Origin of the sequence: Chroococcidiopsis sp. CCNUC1 (genome assembly GCF_023546805.1) — a bacterium.
Lineage (GTDB): Bacteria > Cyanobacteriota > Cyanobacteriia > Cyanobacteriales > Chroococcidiopsidaceae > Chroococcidiopsis > Chroococcidiopsis thermalis.
Genome location: NZ_CP097480.1, coordinates 1,623,088 through 1,642,898, shown reverse-complemented (window position 1 = coordinate 1,642,898; position 19,811 = coordinate 1,623,088). Strand labels below are relative to the sequence as shown.

At 45.6% G+C, this 19,811-nt stretch carries 21 protein-coding genes; 12 read left to right on the top strand and 9 right to left on the bottom strand.

The window, feature by feature from the left end:
- Positions 1–107: 107 nt before the first annotated feature.
- The 3 genes from M5J74_RS07685 to M5J74_RS07675 are packed head-to-tail and all read left to right on the top strand — an operon-like array spanning position 108 to position 2,890.
- Complete coding sequence (locus M5J74_RS07685) at positions 108–1,373, top strand: M16 family metallopeptidase (RefSeq protein ID WP_371933991.1); 1,266 nt, start codon at positions 108–110, stop codon at positions 1,371–1,373.
- 33 nt (positions 1,374–1,406) lie between these two features.
- Complete coding sequence (locus tag M5J74_RS07680) at positions 1,407–1,604, top strand: hypothetical protein (RefSeq protein WP_250016206.1); 198 nt, start codon at positions 1,407–1,409, stop codon at positions 1,602–1,604.
- Between the two features lie 20 nt (positions 1,605–1,624).
- Complete coding sequence (locus M5J74_RS07675; protein WP_250016204.1) at positions 1,625–2,890, top strand: pitrilysin family protein; 1,266 nt, start codon at positions 1,625–1,627, stop codon at positions 2,888–2,890.
- 488 nt (positions 2,891–3,378) lie between these two features.
- Here the strand turns inward: M5J74_RS07675 and M5J74_RS07670 are convergent, their stop codons facing one another.
- Positions 3,379–3,672, bottom strand: a complete 294-nt coding sequence (locus M5J74_RS07670; protein WP_192160697.1) for a hypothetical protein — start codon at positions 3,670–3,672, stop codon at positions 3,379–3,381.
- A gap of 483 nt (positions 3,673–4,155) precedes the next feature.
- On the opposite strand from M5J74_RS07670, the gene M5J74_RS07665 reads away from it, so the two are divergent.
- The 7 genes from M5J74_RS07665 to M5J74_RS07640 all read left to right on the top strand — a co-directional run bounded on the left by M5J74_RS07665 (position 4,156) and on the right by M5J74_RS07640 (position 9,663).
- Positions 4,156–4,944 (top strand): MlaE family lipid ABC transporter permease subunit, encoded by a 789-nt coding sequence (locus tag M5J74_RS07665; protein ID WP_015153546.1) that lies wholly within the window; start codon positions 4,156–4,158, stop codon positions 4,942–4,944.
- Positions 4,945–5,075: 131 nt separating this feature from the next.
- A complete protein-coding gene (locus M5J74_RS07660; RefSeq protein ID WP_127022434.1) occupies positions 5,076–5,492 on the top strand; it encodes a DUF3119 family protein in 417 nt (138 codons plus the stop codon).
- A complete protein-coding gene (locus tag M5J74_RS32585; protein WP_256498725.1) occupies positions 5,493–5,618 on the top strand; it encodes a hypothetical protein in 126 nt (41 codons plus the stop codon).
- A gap of 65 nt (positions 5,619–5,683) precedes the next feature.
- The gene (locus tag M5J74_RS07655; protein WP_250016203.1) at positions 5,684–6,970 is read left to right on the top strand and encodes a DUF3086 domain-containing protein; all 1,287 of its coding nucleotides are present in this window, start codon (positions 5,684–5,686) and stop codon (positions 6,968–6,970) included.
- 143 nt (positions 6,971–7,113) lie between these two features.
- Positions 7,114–7,785, top strand: a complete 672-nt coding sequence (plsY, locus tag M5J74_RS07650; protein ID WP_015153543.1) for a glycerol-3-phosphate 1-O-acyltransferase PlsY — start codon at positions 7,114–7,116, stop codon at positions 7,783–7,785.
- Positions 7,786–8,001: 216 nt separating this feature from the next.
- Positions 8,002–8,580, top strand: coding sequence for an L-threonylcarbamoyladenylate synthase (locus tag M5J74_RS07645; protein WP_106218579.1), 579 nt, complete (start codon positions 8,002–8,004; stop codon positions 8,578–8,580).
- A gap of 102 nt (positions 8,581–8,682) precedes the next feature.
- Complete coding sequence (locus tag M5J74_RS07640; RefSeq protein ID WP_250016201.1) at positions 8,683–9,663, top strand: sensor histidine kinase KdpD; 981 nt, start codon at positions 8,683–8,685, stop codon at positions 9,661–9,663.
- Positions 9,664–9,693: 30 nt separating this feature from the next.
- On the opposite strand, the gene M5J74_RS07635 is transcribed toward M5J74_RS07640, so the two are convergent.
- From M5J74_RS07635 to M5J74_RS07620, 4 genes are all read right to left on the bottom strand, one after another.
- The gene (locus M5J74_RS07635; protein ID WP_015153540.1) at positions 9,694–10,095 is read right to left on the bottom strand and encodes a hypothetical protein; all 402 of its coding nucleotides are present in this window, start codon (positions 10,093–10,095) and stop codon (positions 9,694–9,696) included.
- Between the two features lie 106 nt (positions 10,096–10,201).
- Positions 10,202–11,170 (bottom strand): protein translocase subunit SecF, encoded by a 969-nt coding sequence (gene secF / locus M5J74_RS07630; RefSeq protein WP_015153539.1) that lies wholly within the window; start codon positions 11,168–11,170, stop codon positions 10,202–10,204.
- On the bottom strand, positions 11,167–12,591 hold the full coding sequence (gene secD / locus M5J74_RS07625) for a protein translocase subunit SecD (RefSeq protein WP_015153538.1): 1,425 nt from the start codon (positions 12,589–12,591) through the stop codon (positions 11,167–11,169). Before secD ends, secF begins: the two co-directional genes overlap by 4 nt.
- Before the next feature lie 83 nt (positions 12,592–12,674).
- Positions 12,675–13,658 (bottom strand): alpha-ketoacid dehydrogenase subunit beta, encoded by a 984-nt coding sequence (locus M5J74_RS07620; RefSeq protein WP_250016199.1) that lies wholly within the window; start codon positions 13,656–13,658, stop codon positions 12,675–12,677.
- Between the two features lie 733 nt (positions 13,659–14,391).
- Between M5J74_RS07620 and M5J74_RS07615 the strand changes: the two genes are divergently transcribed.
- Positions 14,392–14,589, top strand: coding sequence for a DUF2811 domain-containing protein (locus M5J74_RS07615; protein WP_015153536.1), 198 nt, complete (start codon positions 14,392–14,394; stop codon positions 14,587–14,589).
- A gap of 192 nt (positions 14,590–14,781) precedes the next feature.
- Here the strand turns inward: M5J74_RS07615 and M5J74_RS07610 are convergent, their stop codons facing one another.
- On the bottom strand, positions 14,782–15,492 hold the full coding sequence (locus M5J74_RS07610; RefSeq protein ID WP_041462394.1) for a response regulator transcription factor: 711 nt from the start codon (positions 15,490–15,492) through the stop codon (positions 14,782–14,784).
- A gap of 704 nt (positions 15,493–16,196) precedes the next feature.
- On the opposite strand from M5J74_RS07610, the gene M5J74_RS07605 reads away from it, so the two are divergent.
- A complete protein-coding gene (locus M5J74_RS07605; protein ID WP_015153534.1) occupies positions 16,197–16,820 on the top strand; it encodes a CPP1-like family protein in 624 nt (207 codons plus the stop codon).
- Positions 16,821–16,835: 15 nt separating this feature from the next.
- Here the strand turns inward: M5J74_RS07605 and M5J74_RS07600 are convergent, their stop codons facing one another.
- The 3 genes from M5J74_RS07600 to M5J74_RS07590 all read right to left on the bottom strand — a co-directional run bounded on the left by M5J74_RS07600 (position 16,836) and on the right by M5J74_RS07590 (position 19,790).
- On the bottom strand, positions 16,836–17,534 hold the full coding sequence (locus tag M5J74_RS07600; protein ID WP_041462393.1) for an HAD family hydrolase: 699 nt from the start codon (positions 17,532–17,534) through the stop codon (positions 16,836–16,838).
- Between the two features lie 120 nt (positions 17,535–17,654).
- Positions 17,655–18,896 carry a 4-hydroxyphenylpyruvate dioxygenase family protein gene (locus tag M5J74_RS07595; protein WP_250016197.1) on the bottom strand — a complete coding sequence of 414 codons (1,242 nt, stop codon included), beginning with the start codon at positions 18,894–18,896 and terminating at the stop codon, positions 17,655–17,657.
- Positions 18,897–19,082: 186 nt separating this feature from the next.
- Complete coding sequence (locus M5J74_RS07590) at positions 19,083–19,790, bottom strand: SDR family oxidoreductase (RefSeq protein WP_015153531.1); 708 nt, start codon at positions 19,788–19,790, stop codon at positions 19,083–19,085.
- Positions 19,791–19,811 lie beyond the last annotated feature (21 nt).

The window sequence follows — 19,811 nt, the reverse complement described above, 5'->3', positions numbered from 1 at the left end:
CCAATTACCCATTACCAATAAATTTTTGTATCAATTTATGCAATTCATTATTTGTGCTAACAGTAATATAAATAAACTTAATGTAGTCTTAATTTGGGCTTAAGCGTTTGTCGCCTCTATTGATAGCACCGAGTCACTCGCCGACCATTCTTCAATTAGATTCTGGTTTAACTCTCATACATCAATACCTTCCTGCAACTACAGTGGTAGTCACAGATGTTTGGTTGCGGGCAGGTGCGATCGCAGAGCCGGAAGCATGGTACGGGATGGCTCACTTTCTGGAACACATGATATTTAAAGGGACGGAGACGATCCCGCCAGGAGTGTTCGATCGCGTCGTGGAAAACAGAGGTGGAATGACAAATGCTGCTACTAGCCACGACTACGCTCACTTTTATTTAACAACTGCCGCTCCTTACTGGGAAGATACGCTGCCGTACTTGGCAGAATTGTTGTTAAATGCTGCTATTCCAGAAGACGAATTCGATCGAGAACGGGAAGTTGTCTTAGAAGAAATTCATGCTTGTTACGACGATCCAGACTGGATTGGATTTCAAACCCTGAGTGAAAGTATCTACCAACAGCATCCCTACGGGCGATCGGTTCTGGGTACGGAAATAGAGTTAATGCAGCACTCACCAGAGGCAATGCGGTGCTTTCATCGCGCTCATTACCAACCCGAAAATATGACGGTAGCGATCGCAGGTGGAATCGAAACAGAACGAGCGATTGAAATCGTCAACCTCAGTTTCGACCGATTTTTATCACGGGTAGAATTACCACCTGTAGAGGTAGTCAAAAAACCGCTGCTAGCCGGAATTCGCCGCCAGGAATTATATTTACCAAGACTGGAACAAGCACGGCTACTTATGGCTTGGATCGCACCAGGTATCGACCAATGGCGCAGTGCTTATGGTTTAGATCTGATTTCAGTTATATTGGGCGCGGGACGTTCTTCCCGCTTAATCCGCACTCTCAGGGAAGATAAACAATTAGTCCAAGCAATCAGCAGCCAGTTTTCCCTACTGCAAGATGCTAGTTTATTTACCATTAGTGTTTGGTTAGAACCGCAACATTTAGAAAGAGTAGAAGAATTAATTTGCGCCCATTTAGAACAGTTACAGACAACTGCGATCGCCCCGGAAGAACTCGCGCGCGCTCAGCGAGTTCTGTGTAACGACTATGCTTTTTCCACCGAAACACCAGAACAACTGGCAGGGTTGTATGGTTACTATCAAACTCTAGGCGAACCCGAGTTAGCCACAACTTATCCCCAGCAAATCAAATCCTTCGATTCCGTCGAACTCCAACAAATTGCTCAACAATACCTTTCTCCCTATTCCTACGCGGTAACAGTCGTCAAACCTTGTTAGTCTAGGGAGTAGGGACAAGGAAGCAGGGTAGCTTTGTGTGCAGGTGTGCAGGGGGGAGAAGAGAGAGTCGCGGAGCGCAAGATTGCGCAAGGTCGCGCTTGGGAAAAACTGCCTCTCGCAAGAGCGCAAGAGCGCCTTTCACCAATTACCCATTACCAACTACCAACTACCAACTACCAATTCCCTACACAGACGTTACATGTAACGTTTCTACTGATAACTGATAACTGATAACTGATAACTGATTTCCCGTGACAACCTCTTTACCAACTCAACAGATCCATCGCACAGTTTTACCTAATGGCATGGTTGTGCTGGCGATCGAAAACCCAGCCGCAGACATTGTTGCTACCCGTATTTTTCTCAAAGCAGGGAGTTGCTGGGAACCACAACAGCAAGCTGGGTTAGCGCATTTGCTATCTGCGGTGATGACAAAGGGAACCACAGAACTATCCTCGATGGAAATTGCCGAACGGGTAGAGTCCGTTGGCGCAAGCTTGAGCGTGGATGCAGCCTCAGATTATTTTCTGTTGAGCATGAAAACTGTTTCGGCAGATTTTCCCGAAATCTTGGCATTAGCAGGGGAACTGTTGCGATCGCCCTCATTTCCTGCTGCTGAAGTGGAACTCGAACGACGGCTGACAATCCAACACATTCGTTCCCAACAAGAACAGCCATTTACAATTGCTTTTGACCAACTCCGACAAGCAATTTACCAAAATCATCCCTATGCTTCTTCTGGTTTGGGATGGGAAGAAACGGTAGCTAAAATCGAGCGAACTGACTTACAACAATATCACCAGACTTATTTTCGTCCCGATAATGTTGTCATTAGCTTAGCAGGTCGAATTACAGCCGATACCGCGATCGCCCAAATCGAAAAAGTTTTTGGCGACTGGGAAGCGCCGCGATCGCCCATACCACCATTGCAGTTACCCAGCCTGACTCCCGCACCTCAGCAGCTCAAGATTGCTCAGCCGACCCAGCAATCAATTATCATGCTGGGCTACTTAGCTCCTTCCGTCCATCAATCAGACTATCCAGCTTTAAAACTGCTGTCAACCCATTTAGGTAACGGGTTATCTAGCCGCTTGTTTGTCGAACTGCGCGAAAAGTTGGGTTTAGCTTACGAAGTTTCGGCATTTTACCCCACGCGCATGTCACCCGCTACGTTTGTCGCCTACATCGGGACTGCGCCAGAAAATACCGCGATCGCCCGCGATCGCCTACAAACGGAAGTAGAATTACTCTGTCGAGCACAACTCAGCACGGAAGATTTACAAACAGCCAAAAATAAGCTTCTCGGTCAATATGCCCTTGGCAAACAAACGAACGGACAAATTGCTCAAGTATATGGTTGGTATGAAATTTTAGGGTTGGGAATTGAATTCGATCGCTCCTTTCAACAAGAAATTGCCCAAGTGAGCGCTGAAGCAACACAACAAGCAGCTTGCCGTTATTTACTCGAACCCTATATTTCTATGGTTGGACCAGAAACGGCGATTGGCGATCGATAACTTGTTTGTAAACAGTTTTTAGCAATTATTACAACCGATGAAACCTCATAAACTTTAATAAATTAGCAAGCTCTGCCCGAAGAAAGCCATGCTACTTTAAATGAAGGCACAAAAGGAGATTCTTAAGAGAAAAAACTCTAGAGATTAGAGCCTGTGCCTCCCGCTCTAGTCCTATCGCAAAGTACCTGAACTTGACAATACCTCACTTGTAGTAGAAGAAACGTTGAGTGAAAGAAACGTTCTTGCCTAAATATTTCTACTTTCTCGCAAATAAAAGGAGGTGTCCGGTTTACTGAAGAATCCCGATTGAGCGACGACAAATACAAGCCAAGTTTGATTGTCAGGTAAATTGCGAATTTGTCCACCCTATTTGAGTTCATCTAGTTTTTGCTGCTTTTAACTAAATCCAAACTCTCTGAATAACCCGCCTCCAAAATCAATTAACCGAGGCGGGTTTGCTATTTTAATCAGTTATCAATTATCAGTTATCAGTCGCCCCGCAGATTTTGATAGCGGTAGAATGCATATGTATCGAACAGCGCTCCGACTAAACTACAAGTCATACCGATGATACACAGCCCTCGCCCAGCACTACCACTGCCAAACGTAGCTAAGAACTGTTGCATAGCAGAAGCAATTGCCTGACCGATTCCTTGCAAGCCAGGAACGTACTTCAGCAGAGACACGCTTGCTAAACCCCCACCAATTAGAAATGTGGGGACGACAAAGCTCAGAATAATTGTCAGTAATAGAGAACGGAGAAAGTTAGGCAGAATGCTCATGAAGCGTACTCTGGTCAATCGGTTGACAATAAAAATCCGATACGAGTGCCACTTTCTACAATAAGAGCGATCGCCTACCGTTGCCGCAAATTTCAAAAATCTTAAGCGATCGTTAAAAGTTTTGTCTACAACTTCAAAGCGATATTAACGATCGGGGAATTAGATTAAATTTTTCTGGCGGAGCGTGGCGAGACTGTAACGTATTTTTATTGCTAGATAAGTAAGACACGGTAGGCGATCGCAGCATCCACCCCTAACAACGGCTTCCAACTTGAGTTAATCGGCAAATTTCTCAGATTCACTTAACAATTGGTAAACATTGACGAAGCGAACCTTGACAAGACGGCGCGATCGAACGACACAATAAGGCAAAAATCTATCTATTGCTAGAGTGAAAGCTAGCGATCCTAACTTAAGTTATTTTGCACCTAGTGATTCTGAACTTAGTTATTCTGGACACAGAGTTTATCGAGCAGAGGAAAATTGAGCGAAGTCAGACCAAGTTCTTTCCTGGGAGTATGGAGTCAGCGATTGCTGGCAGCAATTTTACTAGGTGGGCAAGTCCTAATTCACTTGCTCCAAGGTAGGATTCATCGCCGAAATACTGTAGAACAGATGGCAGCAGTGGGACCGGACTCATTGCTAATCGCCCTCATCACAGCAGTTTTTGTCGGCGCAGTTTTTACGATTCAAGTAGCACGGGAATTTATTCGATTTGGAGCAGGAACAACAGTTGGCGGGGTCTTAGCTCTTGCCTTAACTCGGGAACTCGCACCTGTATTGACAGCTGTAGTTCTCGCGGGGCGAGTTGGTTCTGCATTTGCGGCGGAAATTGGCACGATGCGCGTCACAGAGCAGATTGACGCTCTTTATATGCTCAAAACCGATCCAATTGATTATCTTGTCATTCCGCGCGTGTTAGCCTGCTGCGTCATGCTGCCAATTTTGACCCTATTATCTGCAATTACAGGTATGATTGGCGGCTTGGTGATAGCAACCAACTTGTATCGCCTATCTCAGAGCGTATTTATTGATTCAGCCCGCAATTTCTTAGATGTCTGGGATGTTACTAGTGCTTTAATCAAAGGTGCTGTTTTCGGAGCAACGATCGCAATTATTGGATGCAGTTGGGGTTTGACAACCACAGGGGGAGCCAAGGGAGTCGGACAATCAACCACAGCTGCTGTAGTCACGGCGTTACTATCAATCTTCATCATGAACTTTTTCTTATCTTGGGTCATGTTTCAAGGCTTGGGGCGCTCGACGTTGTAAGCAGGGAGCGCACGCGCAGAGAAGCTTCAAGTGCAACTACCAATTACCCACTCCCGACTCCCGACTCCCGACTCCCGGCTGAACCTTAAAATAAGAGTGTTAGAGTCTATTGTTCAGGCAGGACAAAAACAGTGACGACTTCCCCATCTGTAACATCAACCGTTCAGCTTGCTCCCAGCTACAAGCTGCCTTTATTCATAGTCTTAGGGGCAATTCCTCTAATACTCGTTTCAGCCTGGGTAGGTGGCATAATTGCCTTATTTGGTTTGTTTCTGATGTTTCAAGCTACAACCCTACGGCTACAATTCACTGATACTGCCTTAGATATCTACAGAGGAGAAACCATCATCCGGCACTTTCCCTATCAAGAATGGCAACATTGGGAAATTTTTTGGCATCAAGTGCCGATCCTGTTCTACTTTCGAGAAGTGAAAAGCATTCACTTTTTGCCCATTCTCTTTGACCCCAAAATGCTACAAACTTGTTTAGAGCAACGCTGTCCAAGACTAGAGAGCAAGGGGGCAGGGAGCAGGGGTGAAGAGAGCTGAGTGGGACAAGGGAGACAAGGGGGACAAGGGGGAACTCGCTCTTCCCCACTCCCTTCGGTCGTGGGATTAGGAGGCGAAGGGGGACAAGGGGGACAAGGGGGACGAGGAAGCAATTCTAGTCACTAGTCACCAGTCACTAGTCACTGATAATTGATAACTGATAACTGATAACTGATAACTGATAACTGATTATGACTTCAGATGAATCCCAAACACCAAAGCCAGATAATCAACCTTGGGAAGATTCAGAGGAACAAGACAAACCTCTAAACTTCTCAATGGATGCGCCAAATGGGAAATTAGAAGAAATAAATTTACTAGATGAATCTCAATCTGAATCTAATACAGATAAAGATACAGATACGGACTTAGATTTAGAAAACTTTAACTTTTTTGCCTCGCCATCCGAAGAAGCAGAAGATGAGTTTTTGCAAGAGTTAGTAGCGCCAAATTCTGCAAGAGAAACTCCAGCGGAAACGCCGCTCATTCCACTGGCAAAACCATCCAACTTGTCTCAATTGCAACAGCAGGAACAAGCCTTAAGACAAGAAATTGCACGCCTCCAAGCAACGCACAAACAGCTATCTGCTCAATTAGCGCAAACTCAATCTGCTATGAGTAAAGTGGTGCAAGAAGGTCTTGCTCAAATGGAGCAACGCAAGCAAGCATTACAAATTTCAATCGAACAGTTAGAACGGCGGCAAGAACGCATTCGGACGGAAATGCGGACGAGTTTTGCTGGAGTTTCCCAAGATTTAGCAATTCGAGTGCAGGGCTTTAAAGACTATCTCACAGGCAGCTTGCAAGATTTGGCAACAGCAGTAGAGCAATTAGAGCTAGCACCAAAAACTAGACCAGAGCCGCAACCAGCAACTAGACAACCCAAACCTCAAGAGCCGGAGCAACCCGCCACGCCTCAATTTACCGAACAGAGATTTCAAGCTACCACAAAACAAATTCGCCGCCTGCTCGACCAATACCGCAACCAACCAGATTATTACGGTCCCCCTTGGCAACTGCGCCGCACGTTTGAACCAGTGCAGGCGGAACGAGTATCCAATTGGTTTTTCAAGCAAGGAGGACGAGGTGCTTTACGAACTACAGGTAGTCGCCTACAAAATATTCTAATTAGCTCGGCGATTATTTCAATTCTATACACCTTGTACGATACTCGGCTCCGCATCTTGGTCTTAGCTAATACCCCCGAACGGCTGGGAGATTGGCGGCGTGGTTTGCAAGATTGTCTTGGCATTTCTCGCACAGATTTTGGACCCGATCGCGGTGTAACCTTGTTTGAAGATGCAGAAGCAGCTGCCATCAGAGCCGAAAGAGCGATTGAAGCCAATCAAATGCCACTGATTATCATTGATGACTCCGAGGAAAAAATTAGCCTCTCTCTGCTACAATTCCCTCTATTACTAGCCTTTGCCCCGATCCCCAAACTCTTAGAGAAAGAGATTTTGATTATTAATGGGTAATGGGTAGTTGGTAATGGGTAATTGGTAGTTGCTCCCTTGTCCCCCTTGTCTTTCTTGTCCCCCTTGTCCCAATTTTGAATGCGTGAATTTTGATTTTAGAATTTAAACTGTCTCCCTTGCTTTCAAAAAACTAGCCCTTACGTATGACTATCTGGCTCACTCTGTGCGTAGTAACTTTACTAGTAGCGTATCTAATTGGCTCTACGCCCACTGGTTTCACGCTAGCAAAACTTTTAAAAGGAATTGATATTCGCGAGCACGGTTCTGGTTCAACTGGAGCAACTAATGTTTTGAGAACCTTAGGCAAGGGACCAGGCGCATTTGTATTAGTTATTGATGCTCTCAAAGGGGTTTTAGCGATCGCCCTCGTACCTTGGCTGTTTAGCTTTGCTAGCGCTCAAAATCTTCTGCCTCCTACTGTTGACCCTACGCTCTGGCTGTCCTGGATGGTAACGTTATCGGGTTTAGCAGCCATTTTGGGACATAGCAAATCGATTTGGTTGGGGTTTAGTGGGGGAAAATCTGTCGCTACGAGTTTGGGCGTATTATTGGCGATGAATTGGCAGGTTGCTTTAGCAACTGTCGGGGTATTTGGCGTTGCGATCGCCATCTCGCGGATCGTCTCACTCAGTTCGATCGCAGGCGCGATCGCAGTTTCGCTATTGATGTTGCTATTTCATCAACCTTTACCTTACGTCCTGTTTGGGATAGTAGGTGGTATCTACGTCATTCTGCGCCACAAGAGCAATATTCAACGCTTACTAGATGGTACGGAACCTCAACTAGGGCAAAAATCATCTACCGCAAATCAGTGAACGGGTATCAGTTATCAGCGAACAGGGTATGGGGTATGGAGTGTAGGGTGTGGGGTATAGTGAGTGGTGGGTGGTAAGTGGCTTAATTGCGACTTGCAACTGCGAGCATAGCGACTTGGAATTGCTCCGCGACTCTCTCTTCCCTCTGCACACCTGCGCACCTGCTCTCTGCCCCCTTGTCTCCCTTGTCTCCCTTGTCCTCCTTGTCTCCCTTCAATGCCCCAAGTTTCAATTGCCGAACTGGTTGCTGGTGTCCGCGCTGGTTGCGTGGTTAGCTTTCCTACCGATACCGTTCCTGCATTGGCGGCTTTACCAGAGCGAGCCGATCTAATCTTTGCAACCAAACAGCGCAGTCAAGATAAGCCGTTGATTTTGATGGGAGCAAAGGCAGAAGATTTGTGGGATTACGTAATTGGGACGGAAGCAGAATGGCGAGTTTGGCAACAGGTAGCGGCACAATATTGGGCTGGGGCTTTAACTTTGGTACTGCCAGCAAACGATCGCGTCCCTCAAGCCATGAACCCTACCGATCCTACGACTATAGGCGTGCGCGTTCCTCAAAGCGCGATCGCGCGAGAAATATTAGCTCAAACTGGACCTTTAGCTACTACCAGCGCTAATTTATCGGGGCAACCACCATTAGAAACCCTGACAGAAATTGCAGCTCAGTTTCCCGATGTTTTAACCCTACAAATCTCAGATGTTTCTGGAATCGGCGTTCCTTCTACTGTAGCTAAGTGGATGGGTAGTGGTTGGGTAATTTTGCGCCAAGGAGCGGTAGTGTTAGAGATATAATTATCAGTTTTAACTACGGAACTATCTTGGTCGAGAGAGGCTCAATGCTACCAAACTCAGGGTAAGATTTCAATTTTTTGTGGTGTGAGTCTTTGGGAAGTTATGAGCTGGAATGAATGGGTGTATTTATTATTTGGGCTGTTTTTAGGACTGAGCTTAGGTCTAGGTGGACGCTGGTGGCTAGACAAATCTAAGCGCTCGCTTACTGCTAATAATGCCAACGATCCCACACTTGAGCAGAAGCCTCTCACGGCAGATAGGAATGAGATCCTGGCTCTACAAAGTCAGCTACAGCAAAGCCAGATTGCCTATCAGCTAGCACGGGAAATGTGCCAGTTTAAAGCCGGATTTCTGACAAGAACCGCCCATGAATTGCGATCGCCGCTCAATAGTTTAATCGGTCTGCACCAATTGATTTTATCCGATCTATGCGATGACCCTGCGGAAGAGAGGACATTTATTGCCCAAGCTCATCAGTCAGCGTTGAAGCTGATGAATTTAATGGATCGGGTGATTGATGTTTCTCGACTAGAACATGGCAGGTCTCCGCTAGAAATCCAGCCAGTTAATTTAGCCGGGCTATTGACAGACGTTTATAATTCTACTTATCTCATTGCTGCTAATCGCAATCTGCGGTTACAACTCTCCCTACCTGAAACCGAGACTTATATCTTAGCCGACCCGCGCTGGTTGCGGCAGGTTGCGATCGATCTACTTGACATTTGTTTGACTCAAATGCAAGAAGGAAACATTCTTGTTTCTACACATTCCTGTCTTGCTACTAACGAGATGGCAATTTGGCTAGATGCCGAACTACCACATCAGATTTTGTCAGATTCAATTGATGTATCTCAGAGCGATCGTATATCACCATTAGAGATCAAAGATTTTACTTTTTCACCAGGAATGATTCTGCTATTGACTCAGACTCTTCTCGATCTGATGCACTGTCGGTTAGAAATTCTATCAATGCCAAACTCAATATCAATAGACGAAGAGAATGAATCTTACACGCGACTGCAATTAATGATTCCTTTGGTAACTCTCGAACCTGAAACCGTTTCGGAAGCAATAGAAAACTAGAAAGAATTTCGTCTCTCATCCCTCATGCTTCTACTGACAAATCCATTTCCACAAAGGATGGCTTTTACCCTGCTGGCGAATTTGCTGTACTTGTTTCGCTAAGCGACGCAACTCCTTTGGTGGTAGTCCAAATAGTAAAATGCGACCCTGCCAAAGGAGATTAGAAATTGTCATGACCGCACAACAAGCCAAACCAAAAGTGGGTAAAGGATTATAATAAAGCCCGTATCGCACGGCTACCCAAGTGAAATATTGCAACAATAAACTAATTTCATAACGCAGTCCCCAAAGACTTAAAACACCAACACTCAGCCACAAACACCCTACGACTAACCATCTGCTATATGCGATCAGCAGATACAGCTTTTGTACTTGTCGCTCAAAAGTTGGGTCAAGTTCTATCGGTACAAAGGGTGGGTCTTCTGGCTGCATCTGATGGGGGAGTCGAGAGGAAGAAGTCAAAAGTCAAAAGTCAGAAGTCAAAATTGAGTGGCGCATGGTGCGTAATTTTCAATTGAATTGTCTCCCTGATAACTGTTCACTGGTCGCTGGTTGTTGACAACTGGTTGTTATTCTGAGATTGACCAGTCCGTTCTCGCCACAAGGAAAGTAGGGTACTGGCGATAAAAATACTAGAGTACGCCCCAGCAGCGAAACCAATCATGAGTGCTAAGGCAAAGTTTTTCAGCGTTTCGCCACCAAAGATGAATAAGGTCAGCAAAGTCAGCAATACGGTTAAGGTGGTGTTGATCGATCGCCCCAAGGTTTGATTGACCGCATTGTCTACCACTTGGTCTATGGGTAGATCGGGATTAACCTTCAGGGTTTCGCGGATGCGATCGTAAATGACTACCGTGTCATTGACAGAAAAACCCGTGATTGTTAGCAACGCAACGATAAATAAACTATCAACTTCAGTGCCTTGGACTAAGCCAAGAATCCCGAAAATCCCCGTGGTAATCAAAACATCGTGGAACAGAGCCACGATCGCAAATATGGCGTAGTCTAACTGGAAGCGTAGGCTTAAATAAACGACGATCCCAGCAAAGGAGACGAGTAGAGCAATTAAACCCGAAGATAACAACTGTTGTCCGATGGTTGGACCTACTGTATCAATTTGGGTTGCTTTGGGATCGAACGCGCCAATTTCTTTAGTAAGTGTTTGTTGTAACTGCGTCCTCTCGTCAACATTGAGAGTTTTTGTCCGAATTGAAATCCCTTGTTGTTGTCCGCGTTCGTCACTTACCAGTTGAATGCTACTATTGCCCAATCCGCGCTCGGACATGACTTGACGGACGGCATTGATGTCAATTGGTTTGGCGCAGTTTTCTGGTTTAGAGCAGTCGCGCTGGAGTTGCAATCGCGTTCCGCCGATAAAGTCGAGACTCGGACGCAGTGGCGCACCGTATTTTTGCCAAGAAATCCCCATCGCCACTAAACCAGCCAGAATCACGATCAGGGAAACTCCCCACCAAAGCGATCGCTGTTTGTTAATATTGAGTCTCATGTCGCCCCCTGTGCCTTATTCGATGCTGGCAAGCTCGGACAGTATAACTCTGGTTTGCGCAAACTGGGAATTGCGATCGCCAACATTAAGAAGGTACGACTACAGGTAATCGCGGTAAACATACTCATGGCAACCCCCAAGGCAAGCGTCAGAGCAAAACCTTTCACTAACCCAGAACCGAGCCAAAACAGCGCCGCACAAGCAATCCAAGTCGTGACGTTACTATCTAAAATGCTAGAAAAAGCACGGTAAAAGCCAGATTCTACGGAACGATAGAGCGATTTACCCGCCCGCAATTCTTCCCGCGTCCGCTCGAAAATCAACACGTTGGCATCCACTGCCATCCCAATACTGAGGATAAATCCAGCGATACCTGGCAGCGTCAGGGTGACACCCAACAAAGCGAAAGTTGCCCATGTCAGCAAAGCATAAATCACCAAGGCTAGATCGGCTATGAGTCCAGGCAAGCGGTAGTAAACCACCATAAAGATCAAGACTAAGGACAATCCCCCAACCCCAGCATAAATACTGCGTTGAATGCTATCGCGTCCCAAGGTTGCGCCCACAGTTCGATTTTCAACGATTTCTACGGGTACGGGCAAAGCACCGCCTCGCAATTGCAGTGCTAATTCGTTAGCAGACTCGAAATCAAAATTACCTGTAATTTCTGCCCGTCCGCCTGCAATACCTGTTTTTTCAAATTCTTGACCAACTACGGGCGTACTGATTGGTTTATCGTCGAGAAAAATTCCCAAACGTCTTCCCGTGCCTGCCAATTCTTTTGTCAGTTGGGCGAATAATTCGCCGCCTTTGGCATCAAATTCTAAAGCTACACTCCAGTTGCTGCCTTGTGTAGGTGTCGCCTGAGCGTACTTGAGATTTTTCCCCGTCAACCCGGTGCGCTCGAATAGCTTTGCTTCTAGCTCGGTAATTTCTTTGATTTTGGCTTCTATTTGGGCATTATTTGCCGCGATCGCCTTTTCGTCTCGTTCCTTCGCACTTTGTAACTTTTGTTGTTCTTCCAGCAATCCTTGAATTTGTTGCTGCCTGTTATTGACAAAAGCTCGACTTTCTGCATTCTCGCGACGAAAATCCAGTTGAGCTGTACCACCTAGTACCCTTTCTGCCTGTTCTGGATCGTTGACTCCTGGAAGTTGGACGAGAATTTGGTCTTGTCCTACTGTTTGAATCACGGGTTCCGATACCCCTAGTCCGTTGACGCGGTTTTCCACCACAGTTTGTACTGCTTCTAACTCGCGTTCGGTGATGCGTTTGATTTCCTCGTTAGGCTTGACCTGAATTGTCAATTGCGAACCCCCCTGGAGGTCTAACCCGAGTGGCACGGGAAATTTCACAATTACGACAATTGCGGCGATGATGAGAACGACAATTAAAGCTAATAGCGATCGCTGTTTTTGCATACTACGTGTTGCGGCAACAAGTGCTATACTAACCTCTTTTTGAGAGGCTGGGGACGCTTGAGCTAGCTCAAGCGTCCCTAAACTTACACCTGAACGGCAACCATCTTTTTCACGGCTTCGACAATTTGCTCTGGTTGTACGATGGTAAGTCTTTCGAGACTGCCGTTGTAGGGTGTGGGAATGTCTTGAGAAGATAGACGCAAGACAGGCGCATCTAATTCATCGAAGAGGCGATCGTTAATTAATGCGGTCAATTCTGCGGCTATACCCCCAGTTTTCATGCACTCTTCCACGATGATGACGCGATGCGTTTTGCGGACGGAAGTAGCAATGGTTTCTATATCTAGGGGTTTTAGAGAAATGAGATCGATAACTTCTGGATCGAATCCCTGTTTCTCTAGCGGCTTGACTGCTTGCATGACGTGGTGGCGCATTCGCGAGTAGGTCAAAATTGTCACGTCTTCGCCACGGCGCACGATTTCTGCTTTGTCTAACGGGACTAAGTATTCGTGTTCTGGTAGGTTTTCCTTGAGGTTGTAAAGTAGTACATGTTCAAAGAATAGAACGGGATTATCGTTGCGAATTGCTGATTTAAGCAACCCCTTAGCGTTATAGGGAGTAGAACAAGCGACTATCTTCAATCCAGGCACTGCTTGGAAGTATGCTTCTAACCGCTGCGAGTGTTCTGCACCCAATTGTCTGCCTACTCCGCCAGGTCCGCGAATTACCATCGGAATTTTAAAGTTGCCACCAGAGGTATAGCGCAGCATTCCTGCGTTATTGGAAATTTGGTTAAAAGCCAGCAGCAAAAACCCCATATTCATCCCTTCGACGATCGGTCGCAAGCCAGTCATCGCTGCTCCTACTGCCATACCCGTGAAGCTATTTTCGGCAATGGGGGTGTCTAGTACCCGTAACTCCCCATATTTCTTATACAAATCTTTTGTAACTTTATACGAGCCGCCGTAGTGACCGACATCCTCACCCAAAACGAATACAGTAGAATCCCGCGCCATTTCCTCGTCGATGGCTTCTTTCAGGGCATTAAAGAATAACGTTTCTGCCATTAACCTTACAACTTTAGTTGACTAATCTAGCATCTTAGCGCTAAACAAGGGGCGAGGAGTGAGGAGTGAGGGAAAGAGAGTGGAGCGTGGTGTGGGAAGTATGGGAGAACGCTCGAAGAATTTGCTCCCCGCTCTCTCTTATCTCCTTTGTCTTCCTTGCTCCTCGCGCCTCATTCCTCATCCCTAAATTCAGAGAGCTTTGCAATTCTTATTTTTCTGTCGAGTTTTCCCCAGGTATTCCCCACTGTTTCCACAGGTAGTCTGGGTTTTTCCACAGCAGGCTTGAGTTTTTCCACAAGAGATGACTTCAGAAATCTGGGTTTACTGCTCTAGTTGTGAATTTCTCACACCGCTTTCTCTCTGCTGAGAATCTGAGAGGATTTGTAAAGATGTGTGACAAAAATGTGGTTAAAACCCTAATTGTATCGTACTGATTTTTTTGTGTTTAGAACCGTTGTAATATTTCGCAGCATTGACGGGACAGGGAAACTTGTCGCACAATGATGCGACTTCCCTTTATAAAACCTGCCGAGAAAACGTTCGGGCGATCGCGCTCCATCGAAGTGATGATTATGCTTTAGCAACGAGGATTTTTCAGTGCCACAGGTGCAATTATGGTTGCTGCACGAACTACCGAAGGCATTGCATCTTTAACTTGATTTTTAACTTGCGTTTTTTATGTCGTGGAAGTCAGCTTATCCCATTCATGTAACTGTTTGAAGAGAGGTTCTCCATGTCCGCCACCGTTAGCATTTTGACTGAAATTCCCGAGTCATTACACGAATCAATGCAAAATTACTTAGAAACCCATCCTGATTGGGATCAAGACCGAGTGTTTGCCGCAGCATTATCCCTGTTTTTGCTACAAAATAGTAATGGCGATCGCCGTGCCGCTAGAGTCTATCTAGAAACCCTATTTCATCACTCTTAATTTGAGAATGAGTGTGAGTGACTGGTGGCTAATGACTCGTGACTAGATATGAGAACTCTAGCCACCAGCCACTGGTTCCACTGATAACTGACAAAACAAAAGGGTCTTCAACCACATGAAGACCCTATAGTTTTTCCCTCAGCAGCAAGAGTGTAGCCTTCTAGCTCTGATTTTGTAATTGAGAGTGGTGTGCTATTGACTTTTCCCAGCCTTACTAGGAGCTTCAAATTTATATCCGACACCACGTACTGTCTGAATCAGGATCGGCTGAGCCGCATCAATTTCAATTTTTTTGCGAATCTGACCGATATGCACGTCTACCACCCGCTGATCTCCTACATATTCATAGTCCCAAACTTCTTGAATTAGCTCGGCACGCCGCCAAACTCGACCTGGATGGCTGGCAAGAAAGCGTAACAAATCAAATTCCAATGCAGTTAAGGGAATCAATTCATTGTTAATTGTCACTTCTCGCCGTTCTGGATCGATTGTCAGTTTATCAAACACCAGACGTTGTTTTTCCGCAGTCGTAACTACTCGTTGGCGTTTCAAAATTGCTCCAACTCGGACTTCTAACTCTCCTAAACTAAATGGTTTGGTTAAATAGTCATCCGCACCTTGAGAAAAGCCTCTGATTTTGTCTGCCTCATCAGCTCGACTTGTCAGCATGAGTACAAAAACTTTAGTGCGGTTTTGCATCTCTTGGCAGAGATTGTAACCAAGCGTATCTGGTAGATTTACATCTAGGATGACTAGATCGGGGTTAAATTGCTCGAATAGAGCCAAGGCAGTCTTACCGTCTTCGGCAGCCTCTACCTGATAGTTATGCTTGGTTAAAAAGCGTTGAATTAAATTACGAATTGATGGATCGTCATCAACAACTAGAATTTTGGCAACAGCCATAGGCATTACTTTGAGCAGAGAAGGAATAAAAAGCCTATTCAGCAACCTGGGTGGTAGCGCTAGAACAAGCAGATCGAAACTACCACAATTATTAATCGATAATTCAGGAATGCCAACTCTGAGATCGACCCTGGTGTTCTAATATACTAGTAGAATTTCCCCGGGGATTTTATCGCCAGTACGGGCGCGTAAATCAATTAACCCACAATAACTCGAGCAGTTCTCAATCGAATAGACTCGGGCTAGCAAAACGGCAAAAATTGCCAACTCCGCTATTGTTTGCTTTTGCACCTGTCTCACTAACGGCAGATTTTGCGACTAAAATTTTCTTTTCGACTGCCGATCGCTCAATTCTGCTTGAACTCAGTCGTGCTATTTACGACAGCATGGCTCGGTGTTACAACTTATGTTACGTTTTCGTACAATTACCGAGGTAAAGCAGAAAAGCTTAGCAGTTCTGGTCAAAAACAGTAAACTAAGTGTCCGATCTCAGTAAATTTGAGGTAGAAACCAGCGTACGCGATCGCATTGCCTAGAAGACATGACAGTAAAAAACGAATAAGTGATATTCTGGTTAAGTACGACGATAACCGGTAGCCGCAATAGTCTATTAGAATAGATCTAAATAGGCTAGGCTGACAGCATACGCCTTGTTGTACATTTTTCTATATTCGCCCCCGACTCCGCTAAGGCGATAAATTCACATGATCGAGCAAAGTCCCTACGACAAACTTGGGGTATCAGAAGACGCGACATTCGACGAGATCCAAGAAGCTCGCACTCGCCTCGTACAGCAGTGCAGCAACGATCGGCAGCTGTTGGAGACAGTGGAAGCAGCTTATGATGCCATCTTAATGGAGCGTTTGCGACTGCGCCAAGAAGGAAAGATTAAAGTTCCAGAAGGTATCCGCTTCGCTGAGACGGCTATCCAATCTCCCCCTAAAGAAGTCTCATCGCCTGCGCCTCAAGCCCCAGCGTGGCTGCAAGGTATACAAGACAAGCCTAGCTTGAGTGAGATTCTCATGCCTGGAGTGCTGTACTTAGGGTTGAGCTGTATTGGAGTGTTTTATAGCGCTGTCGGCGCTCAAATCTTGCAATTTTTATTAATCGTTGGTGTTTGTTCGAGCCTCTATTTTCTCTATCGGAAAGAACAAAAATTTGGTCGAGCAGTACTGCTAACAGCTATGGGTTTGGTTGTTGGCTTAATCGGTGGTGGGCTGATCGGTAGTTTGTTGCAAACCCAGATTGCCAGCATTGTAACAGTAGAACAATTTTCTACTGTCCTAACTTTTGTGTTGTTGTGGGTGATTTCTAGCTTTCTACGCTGAGAAAAGATCGAGGTACTAGCTAGCTTGGGCAAATGCAGCGTTGAGAACGAACTCGACTGCTGCATTTAGGTCTTTCACAATTAAATCAGGTTGGTACTGTTGTAGCCGCACGCGATCGCGAATTCCGCATTCTACGGCGATCGCTTTGATCCCGTGCTTTTTTGCCGCAATAATATCCGCTTCCGTATCACCAACCATCCAAACATCGCTAGCAGGGGGCAATTCTACTAAAGCCCTTGCCATCAACAAAGGTTTATCGTCAATGTCGCGAGTTTTCAGATAATCATTGCTTAAACAATAGCAGCGATTTTCAGGAAAAAATCTACCTAGATCGTGCTGTCCGAAAGCATAGTCCAGCTCGCGCACGCGACGCATTGTCATCACTGCTAAATCGATACCAGCTTGCTGGATTTGCTCTAAAGCTTCTACTGCGCCCGGAGCGAGTTTGTCATACTGAAAGTAAGGATGAGCGTGTACCGTTTGTCGCCGCAAATTAGCAAATGTTTTAGCTTGAGTTTCGTCTAGTCCAGATAGGATAGCAATCTGTTTTTCAGGAACCTTAGAGCGCTTCAACTGCCAAAATTCCGCTTTACTCAACTGCGTTACAGCTTGTTCTGGATGGCGAGTTTTCTCTAAACATAATTGATATACGCGGTAGTATCGCTCCGACACATCAATAATAGGTCCGTCAAAATCGGTAATTAATCTAATCATTTTTATAGTTAAGATGCTAAGTTTCATTAACACCTTAGCTCAGATGCCATAAGGCGAAATTTTGAATGTTTGATGGATGAGTTTAGAAATACTAATTAGTCATCGATCGTTAGTCATTGGTCATTGGCTATTTGGTAAGTTATCTCCCTTGTCTCCCTTGTCTCCCTTGTCCTCCTTGTCTCCCTTGTCCCCCCAACTCCCGATGCCCGACTCCCGCACCTGAAGGCTACCGCGCTTCATCTGTTCTCGTTCGATTGCCTCAAACAGAGCGCGAAAATTACCTTCGCCAAAACCCGTGGCTTGGGAGCGGCGTTCGATAATTTCAAAAAAGAAAGTTGGTTGGGTAAAAATGGGTTGAGTAAAAGTTTGTAGTAGCAAAGCATCAGGGTGGGAATCTTGCCAGTCAACTAAAATTTGCTGTTGGGCGATCGCTTGTAACTCATCAACTGAGATTGGAAATGATATTGGTAATCCCAAACGCTGCTTTAGCTGAGTGTAGTAAGTAGGAGGAACTGAAAGAAAAGATACGCCGTTATTGCGAAATTGCGCGATCGCTTCGATGATGTTGCTAGTTTTGAGGGCGATGTGTTGAATTCCCGCACCTTGATTGCAATCTAAAAATTCCTGAATTTGCGAATTAGGCGATGCAGGTTGATTGATTGGAAACTGAACGCAGCTATTACTAGAAACCATCACCTGACTATGCAAAGCAGAGCGATCGGTTTGAATAGTAAAAGCCTGCTGAGAGCGAAAATCTAAAATCTCTTTATACCATGCCACAGCCGTCTCCAAATCCCCCGCAGCAACGTTTAATACGATGTGATCGATGCCCATGATTGAGGGTAGTGCGTGTTGCGTGGCGTTGGTAATGGGTAATGGGTAATGGGTAGTTGGTAGTTGGTGGTTGGTTATTTTTTCTCCCTCAGTTTCCTCAGCTCTTTTCTGTTTCCTTGCCTTCTCCTGCCTCCTGTCTCCTGTCTCCTGTCTCCTTTCGATCAAAGTATGAGCCAGAGAACCCCAGGCAGAGATTTTACTCCACTTGTAGCCTTGCTGTAATTGTGGGGGGTGTAAGACTTTTGCGCCGTGAGCGATCGCTCTTTGGACGATCGCTTCGAGATCTTCTACAACAAAGGCGACATCCGCCACACCAGGAGGATGATGGCGCAAAAACTGCCAGACTGGACTGAAATGCGATCGCGGTGACGATAGAGCGAAGCAGACGAAACCACTCTTCACCACTTCTGTATCAGTGTAGCGATCGCGGCTGTAACTAGCTACAGTTTGAAAGCCTAATTTGCTGACAAACCAGTCACGCCAAGCTTTTGCATCTTCTACGTAGAAGTGAATCCGATCGATTTTCATATTTTTGGAAAATTCAGCATCACAGCCTATCTCTTTGTAAATTTTGCCTGTTTTGCTGAATTTACCATTCGCTCTTAAGCAAGAATTGCAGAATCAGTTGTCAGTTATCAGTTATCAATTATCAGGGCAAGGGTAATTGGTAATTGGTAATTGGTAATGGGTAGCTGCTTCCTTGTCCCCTTGTCTCTAAAAAAACAAGTGACTGTCTGGCTGAATATTAATTTCCATCGGGACTGCTTGCGGTTCTGCTTGGAGGGCATAAAAGATTGCATTGGCAGCAGTTTCGGTACTGAGCATTTTTTTGCGATCGACTTTTAGCTGTATGTTGTCCCAGAAGGGAGAGTCTACGCCACCAAAATAAAATAGCGTGAACTTCACACCAAAACGCTTCAACTCTTCCGCCATGCATTTACTGAAACCAACTACACCAAACTTGGAAGCGCTGTATGCTGCTGCCATTGCCATTGAATGCTTGCCCAAAATTCCAACTACGTTACAAATATGCCCGGATTTCTGCCGTTGCATGAATTCAGCTGCGGCTTGGCAGGTGTAGAAGCTACCCTTCAAGTTTAGGTCTAACATCGCCTCTAGATCGGCTGGTTCTAGAGCATTGTAAGGCTTTAATATTCCTGCACCAGCTGCATTTACTAAAGCATCAATTTTTCCAAACTGAGCTGTAGTTTGCTCCATCAGGGCATTTACCGAGGTGCGATCGGTGATATCTGTGGGAACAGTCAATACTGACTTAACTGACAACTGTGTTGCCAAGTCTTGCAGCGCGCTGCTATTTCTAGCTGCCAACACCAGACGCGCTCCAGTTGGAGCCAGTTTGCGAGTTAAAGCTGAACCAATACCCCCAGTTGCACCGACAACTACAACCACCTTGTCTTGCATCTTTCTTTACATTTGTTTACA

Coding starts and splice junctions, on each gene's coding strand:
- M5J74_RS07610 (WP_041462394.1), bottom strand. CDS start 15,492: ATGGCTGTTGCCAAAATTCTAGTTGTTGATGACGATCCATCAATTCGT.
- secF (WP_015153539.1), bottom strand. CDS start 11,170: ATGAGACTCAATATTAACAAACAGCGATCGCTTTGGTGGGGAGTTTCC.
- M5J74_RS07600 (WP_041462393.1), bottom strand. CDS start 17,534: ATGATTAGATTAATTACCGATTTTGACGGACCTATTATTGATGTGTCG.
- M5J74_RS07615 (WP_015153536.1), top strand. CDS start 14,392: ATGTCCGCCACCGTTAGCATTTTGACTGAAATTCCCGAGTCATTACAC.
- secD (WP_015153538.1), bottom strand. CDS start 12,591: ATGCAAAAACAGCGATCGCTATTAGCTTTAATTGTCGTTCTCATCATC.
- M5J74_RS07590 (WP_015153531.1), bottom strand. CDS start 19,790: ATGCAAGACAAGGTGGTTGTAGTTGTCGGTGCAACTGGGGGTATTGGT.
- M5J74_RS07645 (WP_106218579.1), top strand. CDS start 8,002: ATGCCCCAAGTTTCAATTGCCGAACTGGTTGCTGGTGTCCGCGCTGGT.
- M5J74_RS07595 (WP_250016197.1), bottom strand. CDS start 18,896: ATGAAAATCGATCGGATTCACTTCTACGTAGAAGATGCAAAAGCTTGG.
- M5J74_RS07640 (WP_250016201.1), top strand. CDS start 8,683: ATGAGCTGGAATGAATGGGTGTATTTATTATTTGGGCTGTTTTTAGGA.
- M5J74_RS07655 (WP_250016203.1), top strand. CDS start 5,684: ATGACTTCAGATGAATCCCAAACACCAAAGCCAGATAATCAACCTTGG.
- M5J74_RS07605 (WP_015153534.1), top strand. CDS start 16,197: ATGATCGAGCAAAGTCCCTACGACAAACTTGGGGTATCAGAAGACGCG.
- M5J74_RS07620 (WP_250016199.1), bottom strand. CDS start 13,658: ATGGCAGAAACGTTATTCTTTAATGCCCTGAAAGAAGCCATCGACGAG.
- M5J74_RS07670 (WP_192160697.1), bottom strand. CDS start 3,672: ATGAGCATTCTGCCTAACTTTCTCCGTTCTCTATTACTGACAATTATT.
- plsY (WP_015153543.1), top strand. CDS start 7,114: ATGACTATCTGGCTCACTCTGTGCGTAGTAACTTTACTAGTAGCGTAT.
- M5J74_RS07635 (WP_015153540.1), bottom strand. CDS start 10,095: ATGCAGCCAGAAGACCCACCCTTTGTACCGATAGAACTTGACCCAACT.